This is a genomic window from Arthrobacter sp. Y3221157 (assembly GCF_059089865.1).
In genome coordinates, this window is the sequence record NZ_JBNHFD010000076.1 from 1 (window position 1) to 19,266 (window position 19,266).

Genomic DNA, 19,266 nt, shown 5'->3' on the forward strand with positions numbered 1-19,266 from the left:
TAGGTTGCCCCGGGGTGGGGGAAGGACCTCGACCTGGCCGCTGCCCGCGGGCAGCTCGCCGCCACCCTGCCGGCGGCGCTGGTACCGATGCTCGCGGTGGTGGACTCGCTGCCCACCAAAACCAGCGGCAAAGTGGACCGCCATGCCCTGCCCTGGCCCCTGCCCGGCGCGGGCGCCGCTGAGGCCGACGCCGCGCCGCTGAACCTGCCTGAGGACGCTGCCTGGATCGTGGAGCAGTGGAGCGCCGTCCTGGGTAGCCCCGTGACCTCCCTGGACGCCGACTTCTTCGCCTACGGCGGCGGTTCGCTCTCCGCGGCCCAGCTGGTATCGGCGCTGCGCACGCGGTACCCGACCATCACCGTGGCGGACATCTACGCCACCCCCCGCATCGGCGCCCTGGTGGAGGCAGCCCGGCTGTCCCTTCCCGACGGCGCTACCGCCCCCGCACCCGACCGCCAGGTCCGGCCCACCGCACGGAAGTCCCAAATTTTCCAGACCCTGATGGGCGTACCGCTGCACGTGCTGGTGGGGATGCGCTGGCTGACTTTCCTCATGGCCGGCAACAACATCCTTGCCGCGCTGGCCGGGTTCACTGCGGCACCCACGGTCTCCTGGTGGTGGGTGGCGGCTTCCTGGCTGGTCTTTGTCAGCCCTCCCGGCCGGATGCTGATCTCGGTGGCCGCTGCCAGGTTCCTGCTTCGAGGCGTCAAACCCGGAACCTATCCGCGCTCGGGGCGGGTTCACCTGCGCCTCTGGCTGGCCGAGCAGATCCAGGACCTGTCCGGCGCCATCAGCCTGGCCAGCGCACCGTGGGTCCCCTCCTACGCCCGGGCACTGGGAGCCCGGATCGGCAGGGACGTCCAGCTCCACTCGCTGCCGCCCGTCACAGGCCTGCTGTCCCTGGGCAGCGGCGCCAACGTCGAGCCCGAGGTTGACCTGTCCGGCTGGTGGATCGACGGCGACAACGTGCACATTGGTGCCATCCGGATCGGCGCCGGGGCCACGGTGGGCGCGCGCAGCACCCTGATGCCCGGTGCGTCCATCGGAGCGGGCGCCCAGGTGGAGGCCGGTTCCGCAGTGTTGGGCAAGGTGAAGGCGGGCCATCTGGTGGCCGGGTCCCCCGCACAGCGGCGCGGCAAGGCCAAGCGGTCACTGCCTGATGCCCCTGCCCGGACCCCGTTTCAGGCCAGGCTGTGGTTCGCCGGGTTCGCCGGTGCATCCGCCTGCCTGGCGTTTCTCCCCTATCTTTCCGCTGCCGCCGCCGTGGGCGTGGCGTATCTGTTCATCCAAGGCAGCACATCGCTTTCGGCTGCGTTGCCGCAGCTGGCCCTGGCGTTGCCGCTGTCCGCCCTGGCCTGGTTCCTCAGCAACGCCGTGCTGGTCCTGGCCACAACCCGGCTCCTGAGCATCGGCCTCACCGAGGGCTACCATCGGGTCCGCAGCCGCGTGGGCTGGCAGGTCTGGGCCACGGAACGGGTGCTGGACCTGGCGCGGGACCTGCTGTTCCCCGTCTACGCCAGCCTTTTCACCCCTGTGTGGCTGCGCCTGCTGGGGGCGAAGATCGGCCGGAACGTGGAAGCGTCCACGGTGCTGCTGATCCCCTCGATGACGACCGTCGGCGAGGGGGCCTTCCTGGCGGATGACACCATGGTGGCCTCGTACGAGCTTGACGGCGGCTGGCTGCGGGTGGCGCCGGCCAAGATCGGCAAACGCTCCTTCCTGGGCAACTCGGGTATGACCGCTGCCGGGCGGAGCGTGCCCAAGAACTCGCTGGTGGCGGTCCTGTCCGCCACCCCGGCAAAGGCAAAGTCCGGCACATCATGGCTGGGCAGCCCTCCGGTCCGGCTGCGCCGCACCGCCATCGCCTCGGACGATACCCGCACGTACCAGCCGCCGCTCCGGCTGAAGGTGGCGCGCGCACTGTGGGAGCTCTGCAGGTTTGTCCCGGTGATGCTCTCGGTAGCGATTGCCGCCGGCGTTATGCTGGCCTTTGACCAGCTGGCCGCGGCGTTCAACTACGGGGTGGCCGCCCTCCTCAGCGGCGTGGTCATGCTCCTGGCCGGTGCGGTGGCGGCCGGGGCGTCCGTCCTTGCCAAGTGGGTACTGGTGGGCCGGATCCAGGCCGGCGAACACCCGCTGTGGAGTTCCTTCATCTGGCGCAACGAGGTGGTGGACACCTTCATCGAAATGGTCAGCGCGCCGTGGTTCGCCCGCGCCGCCACGGGTACCCCCGCACTGGTCTGGTGGTTGCGTGCCCTTGGCGCCAAAATCGGCGCGGGCACCTGGTGCGAAAGCTACTGGCTGCCGGAAGCCGACCTGGTGACCCTCGGCCGGAACGCCACCGTCAACCGTGGCTGCGTGGTGCAGACCCACCTCTTCCACGACCGCGTGATGAGCATGGACGCTGTTACGCTCGAGGACGGGGCAACCATGGGCCCGCACGGGGTGATCCTTCCGCAAGCCGCTATTGGGGCCGGCGGCACTGTGGGCCCGGCATCGCTGGTGATGCGTGGCGAAACAGTACCGGCCGGGACGTACTGGATGGGCAACCCGGTCAGTCCCTGGAGCGGTCCCGCACAGCTTTGAACAACCCAAAGGTATTGATGAGTTTTCCAGCAGGAGCCGGCGGAAGTGTCCCGGCAGCGACCCTTCCCGCGGTTCCCGACCCCTACCTGCCCGGGGCGGGAAGCAACGCCTACCGGGTTGAACGCTACGAACTGGAGCTTGACTACAAAGTCAGCAGCAACCGGCTCAGCGGCAGGGCGGTGCTGTACGGCGTTGTCCAGGCGCCGGCGTCGGCCATTGTCCTGGACCTGGCCGGCAACCTGCGTGCCATCAAGGTACAGCTGGACGGGCGGAAGGCGGGGCGCTTCAGCCAGCGCGCCGGCCAGCTGGTGGTGGCCGGGCAAGCCGGCCTGCGGCCCGGGCAGCGCTTCACGCTGGATATCCGCTACGAGGGCAACCCGGCACCCCGGCGGGGATTCTGGGGCGAGGTGGGCTGGGAGGAGCTGTCCGACGGCGTCCTCGTGGCGGGCCAGCCCAACGGAGCTCCCTCCTGGTTCCCCTGCAACGACCACCCCCGGAACAAGGCCAGTTACCGGTTCACGGTCACTACGGACGCGAATTACCGGGCGGTCTGCAACGGCGTCTTCCAGTCCCGGACCACGCGCTCCAGCCGCGAGACCTGGGTCTACGAGCAGGCGGAGCCGATGGCCAGCTACCTTGCCACCGTGCAGATCGGCCGGTACGGGCTGCTCGAACTGGACCCGGGCCGGGGCGGTTCCACCGTGCCGCAACTCGTGGCCGTTGCCCCGGCCCTCGCAGAAAAGGCACGGGCCGGACTTGCCCTGCAGCCGGCCATGATGCGTTCCTTTGCCCGTTGCTTCGGCCCCTACCCGTTCCCCGGCTACACCGTGGTGGTGACGGAGGACGAACTGGAAATCCCGCTGGAGGCGCAGGGCCTGTCCATCCTGGGCCCGAACCACCTGGACCCTGACTGGGAGTCGCAGAGGCTGATTGCGCACGAACTCTCGCACCAGTGGTTTGGAAACTCGCTGACGGCAGCAACCTGGCAGGACATCTGGCTGCACGAGGGCTTTGCCTGCTATGCCGAGTGGATCTGGTCGGAGGAAGCGGGCATCATGCCGGTGGCTGCGCGGGCTGAAGCCGCCTGGCATCGGCTGCGGGCGGACGCGCAGGACATTCTGGTGGGTGATCCGGGCCCGGAGCACATGTTCGATGACCGGGTGTACAAGCGGGGGGCGCTGGCAGTGCACGCCGTCAGGATGGCGTGCGGGGACCTCGCGTTCTTTGCCCTGCTGCAGGAATGGACCGCTGCGCACCGGTACGGTTCGGTTGGCACGCCCGACTTCATCCTTGCGGTCAACCGGGCCACGGCAATCGACGCCGAGGCGCTGCTGCACCCGTGGCTCTACGAGGAACCACTGCCGCCGCTGCCGCTGGCCAGGGTTTCCTAGCCTGACAGTGCGACGGCGGCCGCCAGGCTCGCAGGCAGGCCGGTTTCAGCGCAGGGCAGGTCCCGAACCCCGGCACGCGCCAGGACATCCACCTCGGACGGCGCCCTCCGCAGTCCTTCCCCGGTCATTTTCAGCCAGGCTTCCTTGCGCGCCCACAGGCGGGCCCGCTCCGTGAGCAGGGCACTTCCGGAAAGGTGCCTCACTGCCCACTGCTCGGCGGGGGTAAGCGCCAGCGCCACAAAGCCGGCAAAGCGGGTCCGTGCGGGATCCTCAATATCCACGCCCAGCCGGAATCCGGGCCCAGCATCGATTATGGCAGCGAGCAGGGTCCACCCGGCCGCCCGGGAGGCGCTGAACGCCACAGGTGGCGGAACGCCGTCAAGCAGGTAGCCCGGCCGCCCGTGGTTGACGTCCGGTCCAGTGCCGCAGGCAGGACAGCTGTAACTGGCGGCCAGGCGTTCGGGGCCCACCCCCAGGAGACCGGCCACGAACACCCGCTGCTCAAGCCGCCCGGCCAGGAACCGGTCCCGCGCCTCCGGTTCCATGGCCCGGGCGCGCGCCAGCTCAGGGCCATCCAGGACCGCTTCGGCGTCCCGTCGGACCCGTTCGGTTTCCCCGGGCACAGCAAAGGGCGGGACGGCACGCACCACTAGATCCGGCGCCATGCCGCCCCGCCCCTGAAAAGCCGCCCGTGCAAGGCTGCCCTGCTGGGAGACTGCCCTGGCCGCCGCTAGCGCTGCACTGCCCCGAACTGTTCCGCGGCGAGGGCCACTGCACTTTCGCGCGCAGCCGACGCTTCGTCGGCCGTCAGCGTCCGGTCCGCGGCGCGGAAGCGCAGCCCGAAGGCCAGCGACTTCTTGCCGTCCTCGATCCCCTTGCCTGCATAGACGTCAAAGAGTGCAACGTCCTCCAGCAGTTCGCCGGCTCCCTCGCGGAGCGCAGCCAGCACGTCGTCCGCGGGGACATCGGCGGGCACCACGAGCGCCACGTCCTGGGTGGCCACCGGGAACGGGGAGATGTGGCGGGCAACAATGACATCCGGCGCGGCCTCGAACAGCGCGTCGGCGTTGAGTTCCAGGGCCACGGACCGCGCGGGCATGTCCGCGGCAGCAAGCAGCTTGGGGTGCAGCTCGCCCGCGTAGCCCACCACTTCGCCGCTGCGCAGCGACAGCCGTGCAGCACGACCCGGGTGGAACGCCTGGTGGCTGCCCTGCGTCACCACCAGCTCGACGCCGAGCACGTCACCGGCCAGGCGGGCGACGTCCAGCGCATCCGCCCAGTCCCAGGCCCGGGGTGCGTGGGCGGCTGCTGCCGGCGAATCGTGCCCGGTGAGGACCGCGGCGACGTGGAACGGCTGGGCCGGAACGCCGTCGTACAGCGCATCCAGCACCTCATCGGCGGGCTTGGCACCCAGCGGCGGGATGGAGGGTGTGCCCACCGTCCCGCCTGGCAGGAAGACCAGGCCGGACTCGAACAACGCCAGGTCCCGGAAGCCGCGCGAATGGTTGCGCTTGGCCACCTCGATCAGTCCCGGCAGGATGGAGGTGCGCAGGTAGCCCTGCTCCTCGCTGATCGGGTTGGCCAGCTTTACGGCGCTGCGGGCAGCACCTTCCTCGGCCACACCGAAAGTGTCGTTGGCTGCCTTGGAGACGAACGGGTAGGACAGCACCTCGGTGAGCCCGGCGTCTGCCAGCGCCTGGATCAGGCGGCGGCGCTGCTGCTGCACCCGGGTCAGGCCGCGGCCCGGAGGGGCCACGGGCAGGGTGGCGGGGATCTTGTCGTAACCCACCAGCCGGGCAATCTCCTCGGAAAGGTCTTCCTTGGTCTCCAGGTCGTGGCGCCAGCTCGGGGCAGTCACGGTCCAGCCGCCGTCGTTCTTCACGACGGCCGCGCCCAGGTCCTCCAGCGACGTGACGATCTGTTCCTCGGTGAAGTCGATGCCGACCCGCGCTGCGGCAAAGCCTGCCGGCAGCTCGATGGTCACCGTGTCCGGGGCGGTGCCAACATCGGTGCCGGTCGTGTCCGCCATGCCGCCGGCAAGTTCCACCAGCAGGTCCACCACACGCTGGGCGGCCACGCCGGCCACCTGCCAGTCGACGCCGCGCTCGAACCGCTTGGACGCTTCGGACGGCAGCTTGTGGCGGCGCCGGGACCGGGAGATGGACACCTCGTCGAAGTGCGCGGCCTCCACCAGGATGTTCGACGTCGAATCGCCCACCTCGGTTGCCGCCCCGCCCATCACGCCGGCGATCCCGATGGCACCCGAGTCGTCGGTGATGAGCAGGTCCTCGGCGTCGAGGGTGCGCTCCTTGTCATCCAGGGTGGTGATCTTTTCGCCGGCGGCGGCGCGCCGTACCACGATGTCCCCGGAGAGCTTGTCCAGGTCGTAGCAGTGCGTGGGCTGGCCCAGTTCGAGCATGACGTAGTTGGAGATGTCTACCGGCAGCGAAATGGAGCGGATGCCGGCCAGCCGCAGCCGGGACACCATCCACGGCGGGGTGGGGCGGGTGGCATCCACGCCGCGGACGGTGCGTGCCACGAAGCGGTCGCAGCCGGGCTTGCCGTAGATGGGCGCGTCGTCGTTGAGTTTGACGCCGTAGCCGCCGGAGAGCTCCGCCGGGACGTGGACCTTCGCCGCAGGATCGGCAAAGGCGGTGCCGGTGGCGTGCGCGTACTCGCGGGCGACGCCCCGGATGGAGAAGGCGTAGCCGCGGTCCGGGGTGACGTTGATTTCGGCGGCCTGGTCGTAGAGGCCCAGGAGCTCCATGGCGTCGGTGCCGACCTCGGGGTCCAGGCCGATGCGGGACAGCACCAGGATGCCGTCGTGGTCCTCGCCGATGCCCAGTTCCCGCACCGAGGCAATCATGCCGGCGGACAGGTGCCCGTAGGTCTTCCGGGCGGAGATCTGGAAGTTGCCGGGCAGCACGGCGCCTGGAAGGGTGACCACAACCTTGTCGCCTTCAACGAAGTTGTGGGCGCCGCAGATGATCCCCTGCACGCCGGACGGGTCGATGCCCTTGCCGGTGAGCTTCTGCTCCTGCCCTTCCGGGACAACCCGGACCTGGCACCAGTTGATGGTCTTGCCGTTGGTCTGCGGTTCCTTGACCAGGCTCAGGACCTGGCCCACCACGATGGGGCCCTGCAGGGCATCGGTGGGACGGTGCACGTCCTCTTCTTCGAACCCGACCTTTACCAGCTCGGCCATGACGTCTTCGGCCGTTGCTCCGGCCGGTACCTCTGCGAATTCACGCAGCCAGGAAAGTGGGATACGCACTGTTAGATCTCCATCCCGAAGTGCTCGCTGAAACGTACATCGCCTTCGATCATGTCGCGCATGTCGCCCACCTCGTTGCGGAACATGAGGGTGCGCTCGATGCCCATGCCGAAGGCAAAACCTGAATAGACGTCCGGGTCGATGCCCGCGGCGCGGAGCACGTTGGGGTTGACCATGCCGCAGCCGCCCCATTCGATCCAGCGCGGGCCACCCTTGGCGCCGGGGTGGAAGATGTCCAGCTCGGCGGACGGCTCGGTGAACGGGAAGTAGTTGGGACGGAGCCGGATCTGGGCCTCGTCACCGAACATCTGGCGGGCGAAGTGCTCCAGCGTGCCGCGGAGGTCGGCCATGCTGAGGTTCCTGTCGATCGCCAGGCCCTCGAACTGGTGGAACACCGGGGTGTGGGTGGCATCCAGTTCGTCGGTCCGGAATACCTTGCCCGGGCAGAGCACATAGATGGGCACCTCGCGCTCCAGCATGGAGCGCACCTGTACCGGCGAGGTGTGCGTGCGCATCAGGAGGTGGGCTTCGGGGGGCTCCACGAAGAAGGTGTCCTGCATTTCGCGCGCCGGGTGGTCCGGCTTGAAGTTCAGGGCATCGAAGTTGAACCATTCCGACTCGACTTCCGGGCCCTCGGCGATTTCCCAGCCCATGCCCACGAAGATGTCCGCCACGCGGTCCTGAAGCGTGGAGAGCGGGTGCCGGGCCCCGGCGCGACGGCGGCGCGGAGCGGCCGTGACGTCCACGGTCTCCTCGAGGAGGATCCGGGCATCGTTTTCCGCTTCCAGCACGGCCGTGCGGTCGGCGAGCGCCTTGTTGACCCGTCCGCGGGACGCGCCCATCAATTTACCGGCGAGCGCCTTCTGGTCTTTCGGCAGCTTGCCGATCTCACGGTTGGCAAGGCTGAGCGGGGACTTCTCCCCCGCGTGCGCGAGCCTCACCGCCTTCAGCTCGTCAAGGGTGGCCGCACCGGCAATGGCGGTGATGGCCTGGTCTACAGCGGCGTTGATGGCGGCTTCATCCGTGGGGTTCGGTGCAGCGGCGCCCGGCAAAGTTTCAGTCATCTACTGTTCTTAGCTACGAGTCGTGGCTGCCGGCGAGCAGAGCACCCTGCCCGGTTTCCCGGCGGCGCGTCCGTCACTGGCAGGTCATGGATGAATGCCCTCAAATTCAGTTCATTCAATGACCAGGTCAGGGCCCGCCGGAAAAACCGGCAGGCACTGCCCTCCAGTCTAATTGAACGCTCCGGCTACCATGGCCTCATGACACTGCGGCGGCGCCCGGGATCCCTACCGCCCCTGACCGCTGCCCAGCGGCTGCGGCGGGCAGTCAACCTGGCCAACGGCAGCACCGTGCTGGGACTCGCGGTTGCCGCCGTTGCGCGTACACGGCCTGTCGCCGGACCGCGCGGACTGGTGCTGGCCGGCGGATACCGTTGGCGCCTGCCCTTCGCCCGCGCCTTCACCCTTGGCAACGTGGTGCTGTGCCGCGGCCCGGCGGAGGACCTGCTGTCCATGCCCGGGTTGCTTGGCCACGAGGAGCGGCACTGCACGCAGTACGCCTGGTGCGGTGGCGTTCCTTTCCTTCCCCTGTATCTTCTGGCCGCGGGCTGGTCCGTCCTGCGGACCGGGAATCCGGGGACCGCGAACCTCTTCGAGCGGCACGCCGGACTGGCCGCCGGAGGCTATCCTTCCCGCGCCTCCACCCGGCCCGGTGTGCAGCGCAGAACCGCGGACCGCCGGGAAGCAGGGGCGTGACCGTGGGCGCCGCGGACAGCCTGGAACAGAAGGGCCCTGCCGGCACTGTCACAGTGACAGGAACCGGGCGGGCGGAAGCAGCCCCTGACCTGACGCTCGTTACCCTGGGCGTGGAAACCCGGGCCGCTTCCGTCGACGCCGCCTATTCCGGTGCGGGCGAAGCCCTGGCGTCGGTTACCGAAGCCCTGCGCGCCCGGGGCGTGGCGGCGGCGGACATCCAAACCACCGGCCTGAATGTGCGTGCGGACTACGTGTGGCGCGAGGGCGAAGGGCAGCAGGTGACAGGCTATGTGGCCTCCAGCTCGCTTGCTGTCCGGCTGCGGGATGCCGCCGCCGTGTCCGCGCTCATCGCCGAAGCTGTCAGGGCCGGCGGCAACGACGTACGCCTCAACAACCTTCAACTCACCCTTGCCGATGATTCGGCGGCCAGGGAGCGCGCCCGGGCGGCCGCCTGGGAAGACGCGCTGCGGGCTGCGCGCCAATTCGCCGGCCTGGCCTCGGCCAGTCTGGGCCGTGTGCTGTCGGTGACCGAACACGCCGCCGGACAGGTACCGGTTCCCCTGGCAGGCTTCCAGCGCGCCAGCGCGGCCGAGGCCATCGCGGTGGAGCCCGGGACAAACTGGCTGGAAACGGCGGTAACGGTGGCCTGGGAACTCGAAAGTTTGCCGCCCGCCTAGATCCGACGGCCTTGACATTTATTCGAACATGTTTTCGAATGGGGCTATGAGATGGGACGCCCAAGCACTGGTTCCGGCCCCGGACGCGGAAGCGAGCGGTCCGGGTCCCGCCCTCCTCCCGCTGGCGGGGCTGGTCCGCTCGGTCACCACCCCGGAATTCGCCGGGATCACCTTCCATGAGGTCACTGCAAAATCGGTGCTCAACAGGGTTCCGGCAGGTTCACGCATGCCATTTGAATGGACGGTAAACCCTTACCGCGGCTGCAGCCATGCGTGCGTCTACTGCTTCGCGCGCAAGAGCCACACCTACCTGGACTTCGACGCCGGCCTGGACTTTGACAGCCAGGTGGTGGTCAAGGTGAACGCGGCTGAGGTCCTTCGCAAGGAACTGGCCAAACCGTCGTGGACACGGCAGCAGGTGGCGCTGGGCACCAACACGGACCCCTACCAGCGGGCCGAGGGACGGTACAAGCTCCTGCCCGGCATCATCTCCGCACTTGCCGATTCAGGCACTCCCCTGTCCGTCCTCACAAAGGGCACGTTGCTGGCGCGGGATATTCCGCTGCTGAAAAGTGCCGCCACCCAGGTTCCGGTGGGGCTCGGAATATCGCTGGCCATGACCAACGAGGCCCTTTCCGAAGCGATCGAGCCGGGAACCCCGGGGCCGCGTGCACGGCTCAAGCTGGTGAGCCGGCTTCGCGAGGCCGGCCTCCCCTGCGGGGTGATGGCCATGCCTATCCTTCCCTGGCTTTCGGACAGCGACGAAGCGCTGGACGCGCTCTTCGCCTCGCTTGCGGCGGCAGGCGCAACGGGCGTGACGGCCGGAGCCCTGTACTTGAAGCCCGGTACCCGCGAATGGTTCCTGAAGTGGCTTGCCGCAAACCATCCCGAACTGGTGGCCCGCTACCGTCAGCTGTACGGCGCCGGATCCTATGCCTCCAAGGAGTACCGGGGCTGGCTTGCCGCAAAGGTCCGCTATTTCAAGGCCAGGCACGGGTTCACGCATTCCTCCGGATTCAGCCACCGGGACCTGGACGATCCCCGTGGAGAGGAAGCGGAGTATCCGGCAGGCATCATTCCGGAAGCTTCAGGAAGCCCGGCGCCGGGACCCGCCCGGCCCGGCGGCCAGGCCGGGCAGCCAACCCTTTTCTAGGCCTGCCCAATCCCCGGGGTGCACCGCGTTTCCCGGTGTTGCACAAGTTGGCGGCCCAGAGTGTGCCCGTGCTAGTTCCGGGTCCCGCCGGCAGGCAGTGACACCGTGTCGAGCAGCGCAAGGACAATCGGGAAGTCCGCGGGGATCCAAGGCAGGCCAAGCACGGCGGCAGGATCGGCAAGCGGTACCCAGCGAAGTTCGTCGTGGTCTTCCAGGGGCCGGGGTTCTCCACGGGTGACCTCCGCGAACCACACCCGCATCGCGGCGCGCTCATTCAGCGGCCAGCCGCCGGCATCTGCGGCGGGCAACTCGTTACCCAGCCTGACTCCCACGCCCAGCTCCTCGAGCAGTTCCCGCACGAGTGCCGGCTCGGCGTCCTCGCCCGGCTCCACCTTGCCGCCGGGGAACTCCCACATGCCCGCAAGGCTTTCGGGCGCGCTTCGCCGTGCCACCAGCAGCATCGCCGGTTCAGCCAGGCTGTCCACGATGGCTCCGCCCACAACCCGTATCAGTTCAGTCACCGCCCCATTCTATGGGGGACAATGGGAGCACCCGGAGTCCCTCCCTGCCGGGACGGGGAATACAGCTTCCCCCTCCAGGGTTTCCGCCTTCGGACCCCGTCCTTCCCGCCCCACCGCCGTGGCAGCACCAGTTCCGAGCAACCCCTTTCGAAAAGCAGGCATATGAGCAGCGCCCTCTCCACGTCCACGGCAGCCCCCACCACCTCCCCCAACCTGGCCATGGCCATCATTGCCCTTGCCATGGGCGGCGTGGGCATCGGCGTCACCGAATTCACCATGATGGGCCTGCTGAAGGAAGTGGAACAGGGCCTGGGCATCAGCACCCCCGAGGCCGGGCACCTCATCTCCGCCTACGCCCTGGGCGTGGTGGTGGGGGCGCCCCTGCTCGCCGCCGTGGGTGCCAGACTGCCGCGCAAGCATCTTGCCCTCGGCCTGATGCTGTTCTTCACCGTGGCAAACCTGACCTCCTTCCTGGCACCGGACTACGGGACCATGCTGGTGTCCCGCTTCGCTGCCGGCCTGCCCCACGGCGCCTTTTTCGGCGTGGCGGCGGTCATCGCCGCCTCCCTGGTTCCGCCCACCAGGCGCGGCTGGGCCATCTCCATGGTGATGGCGGGGCTCAGCATTTCCAACGTGGTTGGCGTGCCGTTCGCCACCTGGCTGGGCCAGACCTACGGCTGGCGGCTGCTCTTTGTCCTGGTGGGCTTCATCGGGCTGCTGACGTTGGCCCTGGTGTGGCGCTTCGTCCCGTTCCAGGCCGCCCACCCCGACGCGAGCATCATCCGGGAACTCGGTGCGCTGAAGCGGCTCCAGGTGTGGCTGGCCATCCTGATCGGCGTGGTCGGATTCGGCGGCTTCTTTGCCACCTACACGTACATCGCGCACACCATGACCCTGGTTGCCGGGATCCCGTCCTCCCTGATTCCCCTGGTGGTGGCGCTCTACGGGCTTGGCATGGTGGCTGGAAACATCGTGGGCGGGCGGATCGCTGACAAGTCGGTCATGGGCACCCTCTACAAGGTGCTGCCCGCCATTTCGGTGGCACTGGTGGTCTATGCGGTTGCCGCGCACTGGCCTTGGTCGGCCTTTGCCATGGTGTTCGTGGTGGGTGCGTCCGGGTCCATGCTGATCCCCGCCCTGCAGACCCGGCTGCTGGACGCATCCCCGGATGCCCCCTCGCTGGCGTCGTCCCTGAACCACGCGGCCCTGAACGTCGCCAATGCCCTGGGTGCCTTCCTTGGCGGACTGGTCATCGCGCTGGGCTGGGGTTACGTGGCCCCGGCCCTGGTTGGTGCCGTCCTCGCCATCCTGGGATTCGGCGTCGCCATTCTCAGCGGCGTGCTGGAACGGCGGAAGTCCTTAGCTGCCTGAGCCCGGGCCGTAACCGAAAGGGAACTCCCAACAATCCTGGCCCACTGGCAAGGTCACGAAACAGCCTCCACAGTGTGCCCCATGAACGGGCTCCACTGGACTCCCGGTACACGTAGGGCAGATTCAGGCGGGCGCCGGAAGTGGCCCTAATCCTGCTGACATCAAGGGGCCGTTATGTTAGCTTGAGGCTCATCGGGACGATTAAATCCCGGTAACCGTAAGGAGGAGACATGGGTTTTCTTGCTTGGATTATTCTCGGCCTCATCGTAGGTGCCATCGTCAAGGCGGTCATGCCCGGACGGGTCGGCGGCGGTTGGGTCACCAGCCTGGTACTGGGCGTTGTGGGCGCCATCGTTGGCGGCTGGATCGGCAGCCTCGTGTTCAACCGGGGCGATCTGGCCTTCTTTGACCTCGGCACCTGGATTCTCGCTATCGTCGGCGGCCTAGTTGTTGCCGGCATCTACGGGGCCATCACCGGACGCGGGAAGGCCACCCGCGCACCCTGATGCGTCCCGTCAAGTGAAGTTCATTGGCACCAACGGCCCCGGACGTTTCCGGGGCCTTTACTTGTGCCCGGCATGCCCCCCAAAGCACCGGGATCAGATGGGGACCCCGAACGTCAGGTGGTGACTGCGGCTGGCTGCTGTGAACGCGCACTTGCGTAGAGGCACACTGTGGCGGCGGTGCCCAGGTTGAGGCTTTCGGCAGCACCGTAAACGGGAACGGCAACCCGGTGGTCGGCCAGTGCCAGCTCGTCCGGGGAGAGTCCCTGCGCTTCGTTGCCGAACAACCAGGCGGTGGGTGCAGCAAGGTCGTACGCGGATTCCGGACCGGCACCGGTAAGCCTGCGCCTGGCGTTCTCGTCCTGCAACGCGTCCAGGTTCAGGGTGCCATAGCCGTCAGCAGCCAGGATGCCGATTCCCCTGGCCTTGCAGGCCGCAGCAACTGCTGCAGCATCCGCCCCCAGAACCACCGGCAGGTGGAACAGGGAACCGGCTGTCGAGCGGACGGCCTTGGGGTTGTAGATGTCCACGCTGGAAGCGGTGAGGACAACCGCGTCGGCCCCGGCCGAGTCGGCCGCCCGCAGGACCGTTCCGGCGTTCCCCGGGTCGCGGACCTGGCAGAGCACGGCGATCAGGCGGGGCCCCGCGTCGAGTACTTCTTCCAGTGCCATGTCCAGGAAGCGGCACACGGCGATAATACCCTGCGGGTTGACAGTGTCCGCCATCGCGGCAAGGACCTCGTCCGTGGCGAGACGGGCGTTGGTTCCCGCAGCCAGCTCCTCGAATTCCGGAAAGCGGTCCAGGCATGCCTCGCTGGCGAACACCTCGGAGACCACGCCGGGGGCTCCTGCCGCCAGGCGCTCCTGGTGCAGCTTCAACGCCTCCCGCACGGCCTGCGGCCCCTCGGCCAGGAAGTGCCCACGCTTTAAACGGGCCGGGCGCCCTGCAAGCTTTGCCACGTCCCTGACCCGATCAGCTCGGGGATTGGACAGTGGAAAGTCTTGCGGGCGCCCGGTTTTGTTCATAGAAGAACTCTAGTGGCTGCTGCCACCGGTTCCTGAACTGCCCCTGGGGCGGGGCCGGGTGCTACTTGGCGGCAACAACCTTCTTGGCGGAGGTGTCGGCCGGCAGCGAGTCCTTGGCGACCTGGACCAGCGCAGCGAAAGCGTTGGCGTCGGAGACAGCCAGCTCTGCGAGCATGCGGCGGTCAACCTCAACCTCAGCAGCCTTCAGGCCCTGGATGAGGCGGTTGTAGGTCAGGCCGTTCGCACGGGAGGCAGCGTTGATGCGCTGGATCCAGAGGCGGCGGAAGTCGCCCTTCTTCTTCTTGCGGTCGCCGTAGCTGTACACAAACGAGTGCAGCAGCTGCTCTTTGGCCTTGCGGTAGAGGCGCGACCGCTGTCCGCGGTAGCCCTTCGCCCGTTCAAGGACAACCCGGCGCTTCTTGTGGGCGTTTACCGCCCTCTTCACACGTGCCACGTGCGTACTCCTTCAAAATCTGATCCCAAGCATCTACTGCCGGAGTTCCGGCGGCCTGAGAAGGCTTTTTTACAGGTGGCCGGCACCAGTCAGTGCCAGCCAAAGAACTTGGAAATTAGATGCCGAGCATCTTCCGGATGACCTTGGCGTCGCCCTTGAAGACGATCTTGTCGCCGGCAAGGCGGCGGGTCAGACGGCTGGACTTGTGCTCCAGGTAGTGGCGGCGGTTAGCCTGCTGGCGGCGCAGCTTGCCGCTGCCGGTCAGCTTGAAGCGCTTCTTAGCACCACTGTGGGTCTTCATCTTCGGCATGGGAACCGATCTCCTTACGTTTCCGCAGGCTATGCCTGCAGCTCTATCACGCAGCCGCCCTGTGAAGGGCGGCATGCTGGTTGCTGTCTGCCGTCGGGCGGGACCTACGGCAGCTGTGAACTAAGTGGTCTTCTTGCCAGCCGGCTTCGGCACTGCCTTGGGGGCAGGGCGTGCAGCAGGCTTCGGCGCCGCAGGCCTGGCCACCGGCTTCGGCGGCGCAGGAACAGCTGCCGGTTTGGGAGCCGCAGCCGCCGGAGCAGCCTCGGACTTTTCCGTTGCTGCCGGCTTGGGAGCCTTGGGGGCTTCCTGCTTCGGAGCCTCCTGCTTGGGAGCCGGCACGGCAGCCTTGGGGGCTTCCTGCTTCGGAGCCTCCTGCTTGGGAGCCTCCTCCTGGGGTGCTTCCGGAGTTTCCGCGGGTGCTTCGGCTGCGGCTGCAGGCTCGACGGCGGGGGCCGGCGTCTGCTCCGGAGCTTCGGCGGGTGCTTCCGCTTCAGTCGACGTCGTGAAACCTTCAGGCAGCAGGTCGGCCAGTGACTGCGTCATGGGTGCCTGGTCCTGGCCGGAAACGTCGATCCGGCCGGCCGCCTTGGCTTCGTTCTGCGCCTTCGCTTCGGCACGCTGCGTTGCGCGGCGCGCCTCGGCCTTGGCCTCAGCCTTGTTCTTCAGCGGGCCGACCACCATGACCATGTTCCGGCCGTCGATGCGGGGGCTGGACTCGACTACGCCGACCTCGGCGACGTCGTCAGCGAAGCGCTGGAGCAGGCGGATACCCATTTCCGGGCGCTGCTGCTCGCGGCCACGGAACTGAATCATGGCTTTGACCTTGTCCCCGGCACCAAGGAAGCGCAGTGCGTGTCCGCGCTTGGTCTCGTAGTCGTGGGTGTCGATCTTCAGGCGGAAACGGATTTCCTTCAGAACGGTGTTCGTCTGGTTCTTCCGGGCTTCACGTGCCTTGACTGCGGCCTCGTACTTGTACTTGCCGAAGTCCATCAGCTTGCACACCGGAGGCTTCGCCTGAGGTGCAACTTCAACGAGATCAAGGTCGGACTCGGCAGCCAGACGCAGGGCATCCTCGATACGGACGATGCCTACCTGTTCACCTGCAGGGCCGACCAGCCGCACCTCGGGGACGCGGATACGCTCATTGATTCTTGGCTCGCTAATGTTAAAGCTCCTGTTTTTGTTGTGGAATCCGGCAAATAGAGAAGGCCCCCAATTGCCGGAGCAATCGAAGGCCTCTTGGCGGCTGGTACACGCAAGCCCCACAAGGGGACCGCATGCATGGTTCCGGCGTACAACCGGGCCATGCCCAACCAGTACCCGGCAACCTTGAGTTCCGGAAGTGTTCTGGTGAACCTTTGGAACAGCGGCTGACGCGGGTGGGAGAGAACTCCGCTTGCAAACTGCATGCCATTCTACAGAAAAAATTCCCGTCAGCGCCGGAAAGCGCCCGTGGGAACCTGGTCTTTGAAATAACGACATCCAGTTGGTCTGTGTCAAGCTTACCAGTATGAGCACGCCAGACAGTAATTCATACGTTTTCGACTCCGCCGGCTCCGGCGCCGATGTCTCCCAACAGATCCGGGATATTTCCGAAGTGCCGGCCATCGAGGTCATCACCACCGCCGCCGTCCACCTGATGAGCGCCGCCGCGGTCAAGCTTGGCCTTGCCGCCGAGGAAAACGCCGCGGAGCTGAAGGACCTGGACGAGGCGCGCAAGCTGATCACTGCCCTGGCGGGCCTGGTGACTGCCGCTGCACCGGAGATCGGTTCGCAGCACGCAGGACCCTTGCGCGACGGGCTGCGCTCGCTCCAGCTTGCTTTCCGCGAAGAGTCCCTGATCCCTGATGCTCCGGGCAAGGGTCCGGGCGAGAAGTACACGGGGGCCGTCAACTAAGGCAGCACACTCCCGGCAAACCGCGACGGCGGGCCGACCTTTCGGGGTCGGCCCGCCGTCGTCGTTCCTTGCAGTTTTTGTCCAGATAAGTCGACCTGCAGGCCCCGGAAATCACCATATTTGGACAAATATTCGGGGGGAGAAATAGGGGGGCGACTCAGGCCGCAGCCTTCCGGCGGCGCAGCTGGAGGACCAGGCCCACCAGGCAGAGGACCACGCCGGCGACTCCCACGGACACGAAGCCGCCGGAGGAACCCATAACGTCGATGAACACCCCGGCGAGCGGCGAGCCGAGCGCGACGCCCGCGGTGAGGGCTGAGCCGTACCAGCCCATGGCCTCGCCGCGGCGTTCCTCGGAGACGAGGTCCGCCACCTTCTCCGAGGCCGCGGACAGCACCGGAGCGCACAGCAGTCCCGGCAGGACGGACAGCAGTGCCAGCGTCCAGGTGTCCGAGGCAAACCCCATGGGGATGGTGAGGGCGGCCATGCCGAGCAGCAGGAGGATCGGTGGCACCGGCCGGTGCATGGCACCGTACAGCAGCCCTCCCACCACCGAGGCCGCGCACCAGAACAGGAAGACGATGCCGATCTCGCTCTGCCGGCCCCCCGTTTCCAGGGCTGCCACGATGCCTACGTCGGTGCCGCTGAGGACCATTCCCGCGCCCGCGGCGACGGCGAAAAGTGCCGCCACGGTTGCCGTGAACCAGGCGAAGTTGTGGCTGACCTTGCCGCGGAGGCCGGACGGCGCCCGGGAGGCGGCAGGACCCAGTCCGGCGGCCGCTTCCTGCAGGTGGGCCGGGGCAGCGGCCACCATGGCAGCCTCTGCTGCATGGCGCTGGTCAGCCTCGCTCTCTTCCTTCTGTACTGGTGCCTCTTCCGGGCTGCGGGTGGGCGGGTTGAACCAGATCAGGAAAAGCCCCGCCAGCGACGTCGCCAGGCCCACGACCGTCAGGCCCGCCGTGGTGAAGCCACTGGTGGCGACCACCGCACCGGCGGCCGGTCCGATCATGAACACCATTTCGGTGGTGATCGCGTCAAGGGCGTAGGCGGTTCGCCGCTGGTCGCCGTCGGCCAGCACGCCGAGGGACTGGCGCACCACGCTGAAGATGGGAAGGGTCAGCAGACCGCCCACGAAGACCAGCGGGAGGAGCCACTGGTAGGACACGTGCGGGACGATGGACCAGATCACTGCCTCGGAGATGACGGACGGGACCAGAGCTTTGCGCAGCCCGGCGGTGTCCACCCTGCGGCCACGCCAAGGGGCGCCCAGGGCGATTCCAATGGTCATGACCGCGGCCGCGGCACCGGCGGCAGCGTACCCCTGCCCGAGCGTCAGGACGATGTGGAGGGTCAGCAGCACGCCGGCCGCCGAGTGGGGGATCCGGGCAATCATGCCCACGAGGAGCAGCCTCCGGATGGGCCGGACGGCCAGCAGCTCCCGGTAGAGGGCGAAATTCACGAGGTGGTCCTTACGTCTGCCGCAGCGGACCGGGGATCATCCCGCCTGGCTGCCGGCTACTCTGCTGCGCGCCGCAGCTTGATCTCGATTGAGTCGACGCGCTCCCCAAACAATACATTCCGCGACCACTCCGCCTGGAGTCCGGCCACCAGCTGCTGGACGCCGGCAGCGTCCAGGCCGTCTTCGAGGTAGAGGACCACCTGCAATTCGGGTCCGGCTCCACCGCCCGCAATGGCTGTCCCGTCAGCCGCCCGCGCCGCCACTCCCCTGCCGGGCAGCAATTCGATCCGGCGGACCGCAGGGAAGCTGCCTGCCGCCCGTCCCATCTCTTCGGCGAGGCCAGCGTCCAGGTACGAGGGAACCCAGTCCTGCTGCTGGGCAAGGGCCCAGACTGCGGGCCGGCGGACCACGAAAGTTACGTCGGCGCCCGGGTCCAGCACCAGGAGTTCGGCGCCCTCGGCTACTGCCGACAGCGCCGCGCGAGCGGCATAGACGGCAACCGGGCGGGCCTCGGGGTGCCAGGCGGAAAGCGCCGCGGCCGACGTAAAGGCGGGCATGGCGGTCCTGCCGTCCGCGGCTTTGAGCGTAACCAGGGCCATGTCCGCCTGCTTGTCGGCCTGCAGGCCATGGGACGACCCTTCCTCCTCGGCCAACTGGGCCACGATGGGGATGAAGACGCGTGCCGTGGCGAGGGCGGCGACGACGGACGATTCGCTGCCCGTGCCTGCCCGAAGGTCGGCCACCGCGGTGAGGTAGCCGGCGTCGGCCGTTCCGTCGTCGTCCTCGAAGTTCGGCCGACGAGATCAACAAGGTTGCCCGTATCCAGCAGCTGATCCACTCCTACCGCGTCCGTGGACACCTGATGGCGGACACCGATCCGCTTGAGTA

The 19,266-nt window shown here is 67.8% G+C and carries 17 protein-coding genes and 1 pseudogene; 8 read left to right on the top strand and 10 right to left on the bottom strand.

Translation table 11 applies throughout. The features are described 5' to 3' along the window. Positions 1-99: 99 nt before the first annotated feature. Together AC5RTT_RS15965 and AC5RTT_RS15970 are read left to right on the top strand one after the other, a co-directional pair. Positions 100-2,586: a Pls/PosA family non-ribosomal peptide synthetase gene (locus tag AC5RTT_RS15965; protein ID WP_494146005.1), complete on the top strand. Its 2,487-nt coding sequence runs from the start codon at positions 100-102 to the stop codon at positions 2,584-2,586. A 17-nt stretch (positions 2,587-2,603) separates the two neighbouring features. Next, a complete protein-coding gene (locus AC5RTT_RS15970) occupies positions 2,604-3,977 on the top strand; it encodes a M1 family metallopeptidase (protein WP_494146006.1) in 1,374 nt (457 codons plus the stop codon). Here AC5RTT_RS15970 and AC5RTT_RS15975 read toward each other — a convergent pair. The 3 genes from AC5RTT_RS15975 to pheS form a co-directional block, all read right to left on the bottom strand. Beyond that, positions 3,974-4,642, bottom strand: coding sequence for a 4'-phosphopantetheinyl transferase family protein (locus tag AC5RTT_RS15975; protein ID WP_494146007.1), 669 nt, complete (start codon positions 4,640-4,642; stop codon positions 3,974-3,976). The two genes, AC5RTT_RS15970 and AC5RTT_RS15975, sit on opposite strands and share 4 nt — an antisense overlap. Positions 4,643-4,707: 65 nt before the next feature. Beyond that, the gene (pheT, locus tag AC5RTT_RS15980; RefSeq protein ID WP_494146008.1) at positions 4,708-7,251 is read right to left on the bottom strand and encodes a phenylalanine--tRNA ligase subunit beta; all 2,544 of its coding nucleotides are present in this window, start codon (positions 7,249-7,251) and stop codon (positions 4,708-4,710) included. Between the two features lie 2 nt (positions 7,252-7,253). Then, entirely contained in the window at positions 7,254-8,315 is a 1,062-nt protein-coding gene (pheS, locus tag AC5RTT_RS15985; protein ID WP_494146009.1) for a phenylalanine--tRNA ligase subunit alpha, read from the bottom strand. 198 nt (positions 8,316-8,513) lie between these two features. Here pheS and AC5RTT_RS15990 point away from each other — a divergent pair, with 198 nt between their 5' ends. Genes AC5RTT_RS15990 through AC5RTT_RS16000 form a run of 3 tightly spaced genes read left to right on the top strand, consistent with a single transcriptional unit; the run spans position 8,514 to position 10,838 of the window. Further along, positions 8,514-9,008 (top strand): hypothetical protein, encoded by a 495-nt coding sequence (locus AC5RTT_RS15990; RefSeq protein ID WP_494146010.1) that lies wholly within the window; start codon positions 8,514-8,516, stop codon positions 9,006-9,008. Beyond that, positions 9,005-9,685 (top strand): SIMPL domain-containing protein, encoded by a 681-nt coding sequence (locus tag AC5RTT_RS15995; RefSeq protein ID WP_494146011.1) that lies wholly within the window; start codon positions 9,005-9,007, stop codon positions 9,683-9,685. Before AC5RTT_RS15990 ends, AC5RTT_RS15995 begins: the two co-directional genes overlap by 4 nt. A 46-nt stretch (positions 9,686-9,731) precedes the next feature. Then, positions 9,732-10,838: an Rv2578c family radical SAM protein gene (locus tag AC5RTT_RS16000; protein WP_494146012.1), complete on the top strand. Its 1,107-nt coding sequence runs from the start codon at positions 9,732-9,734 to the stop codon at positions 10,836-10,838. Between the two features lie 71 nt (positions 10,839-10,909). Here AC5RTT_RS16000 and AC5RTT_RS16005 read toward each other — a convergent pair whose 3' ends face one another. After that, positions 10,910-11,359 carry a (deoxy)nucleoside triphosphate pyrophosphohydrolase gene (locus AC5RTT_RS16005; protein ID WP_494146013.1) on the bottom strand — a complete coding sequence of 150 codons (450 nt, stop codon included), beginning with the start codon at positions 11,357-11,359 and terminating at the stop codon, positions 10,910-10,912. Positions 11,360-11,521: 162 nt separating this feature from the next. On the opposite strand from AC5RTT_RS16005, the gene AC5RTT_RS16010 reads away from it, so the two are divergent. Both AC5RTT_RS16010 and AC5RTT_RS16015 read left to right on the top strand, forming a co-directional pair. After that, positions 11,522-12,730 carry an MFS transporter gene (locus AC5RTT_RS16010; RefSeq protein ID WP_494146014.1) on the top strand — a complete coding sequence of 403 codons (1,209 nt, stop codon included), beginning with the start codon at positions 11,522-11,524 and terminating at the stop codon, positions 12,728-12,730. A gap of 230 nt (positions 12,731-12,960) precedes the next feature. After that, positions 12,961-13,236 (top strand): GlsB/YeaQ/YmgE family stress response membrane protein, encoded by a 276-nt coding sequence (locus tag AC5RTT_RS16015; protein ID WP_258805493.1) that lies wholly within the window; start codon positions 12,961-12,963, stop codon positions 13,234-13,236. A 113-nt stretch (positions 13,237-13,349) separates the two neighbouring features. Here the strand turns inward: AC5RTT_RS16015 and AC5RTT_RS16020 are convergent, their stop codons facing one another. The 4 genes from AC5RTT_RS16020 to infC all read right to left on the bottom strand — a co-directional run bounded on the left by AC5RTT_RS16020 (position 13,350) and on the right by infC (position 16,144). Next, complete coding sequence (locus AC5RTT_RS16020; protein WP_494146015.1) at positions 13,350-14,258, bottom strand: TrmH family RNA methyltransferase; 909 nt, start codon at positions 14,256-14,258, stop codon at positions 13,350-13,352. Positions 14,259-14,319: 61 nt separating this feature from the next. Next, positions 14,320-14,712, bottom strand: a complete 393-nt coding sequence (rplT, locus tag AC5RTT_RS16025; RefSeq protein WP_009358634.1) for a 50S ribosomal protein L20 — start codon at positions 14,710-14,712, stop codon at positions 14,320-14,322. A gap of 115 nt (positions 14,713-14,827) precedes the next feature. Next, positions 14,828-15,022, bottom strand: a complete 195-nt coding sequence (rpmI, locus tag AC5RTT_RS16030) for a 50S ribosomal protein L35 (protein WP_009358635.1) — start codon at positions 15,020-15,022, stop codon at positions 14,828-14,830. A gap of 120 nt (positions 15,023-15,142) precedes the next feature. After that, the gene (gene infC, locus AC5RTT_RS16035) at positions 15,143-16,144 is read right to left on the bottom strand and encodes a translation initiation factor IF-3 (RefSeq protein WP_494146016.1); all 1,002 of its coding nucleotides are present in this window, start codon (positions 16,142-16,144) and stop codon (positions 15,143-15,145) included. A gap of 388 nt (positions 16,145-16,532) precedes the next feature. On the opposite strand from infC, the gene AC5RTT_RS16040 reads away from it, so the two are divergent. Beyond that, a complete protein-coding gene (locus AC5RTT_RS16040; RefSeq protein ID WP_009358637.1) occupies positions 16,533-16,919 on the top strand; it encodes a DUF1844 domain-containing protein in 387 nt (128 codons plus the stop codon). A 157-nt stretch (positions 16,920-17,076) separates the two neighbouring features. On the opposite strand, the gene AC5RTT_RS16045 is transcribed toward AC5RTT_RS16040, so the two are convergent. Together AC5RTT_RS16045 and AC5RTT_RS16050 are read right to left on the bottom strand one after the other, a co-directional pair. Further along, complete coding sequence (locus AC5RTT_RS16045; RefSeq protein WP_494146017.1) at positions 17,077-18,378, bottom strand: MFS transporter; 1,302 nt, start codon at positions 18,376-18,378, stop codon at positions 17,077-17,079. Positions 18,379-18,434: 56 nt separating this feature from the next. Then, positions 18,435-19,169, bottom strand: a pseudogene (locus AC5RTT_RS16050) (SseB family protein); the annotation flags it as partial. Positions 19,170-19,266 lie beyond the last annotated feature (97 nt).

Excerpts from the sequence above, each read along its gene's own strand:
- rpmI (WP_009358635.1), bottom strand. The coding sequence starts at position 15,022 with ATGCCGAAGATGAAGACCCACAGTGGTGCTAAGAAGCGCTTCAAGCTG.
- pheS (WP_494146009.1), bottom strand. The coding sequence starts at position 8,315 with ATGACTGAAACTTTGCCGGGCGCCGCTGCACCGAACCCCACGGATGAA.
- AC5RTT_RS15975 (WP_494146007.1), bottom strand. The coding sequence starts at position 4,642 with ATGGCGCCGGATCTAGTGGTGCGTGCCGTCCCGCCCTTTGCTGTGCCC.
- AC5RTT_RS16010 (WP_494146014.1), top strand. The coding sequence starts at position 11,522 with ATGAGCAGCGCCCTCTCCACGTCCACGGCAGCCCCCACCACCTCCCCC.
- AC5RTT_RS15990 (WP_494146010.1), top strand. The coding sequence starts at position 8,514 with ATGACACTGCGGCGGCGCCCGGGATCCCTACCGCCCCTGACCGCTGCC.
- AC5RTT_RS16040 (WP_009358637.1), top strand. The coding sequence starts at position 16,533 with ATGAGCACGCCAGACAGTAATTCATACGTTTTCGACTCCGCCGGCTCC.
- AC5RTT_RS16000 (WP_494146012.1), top strand. The coding sequence starts at position 9,732 with ATGAGATGGGACGCCCAAGCACTGGTTCCGGCCCCGGACGCGGAAGCG.
- AC5RTT_RS16020 (WP_494146015.1), bottom strand. The coding sequence starts at position 14,258 with ATGAACAAAACCGGGCGCCCGCAAGACTTTCCACTGTCCAATCCCCGA.
- AC5RTT_RS15970 (WP_494146006.1), top strand. The coding sequence starts at position 2,604 with ATGAGTTTTCCAGCAGGAGCCGGCGGAAGTGTCCCGGCAGCGACCCTT.
- AC5RTT_RS16015 (WP_258805493.1), top strand. The coding sequence starts at position 12,961 with ATGGGTTTTCTTGCTTGGATTATTCTCGGCCTCATCGTAGGTGCCATC.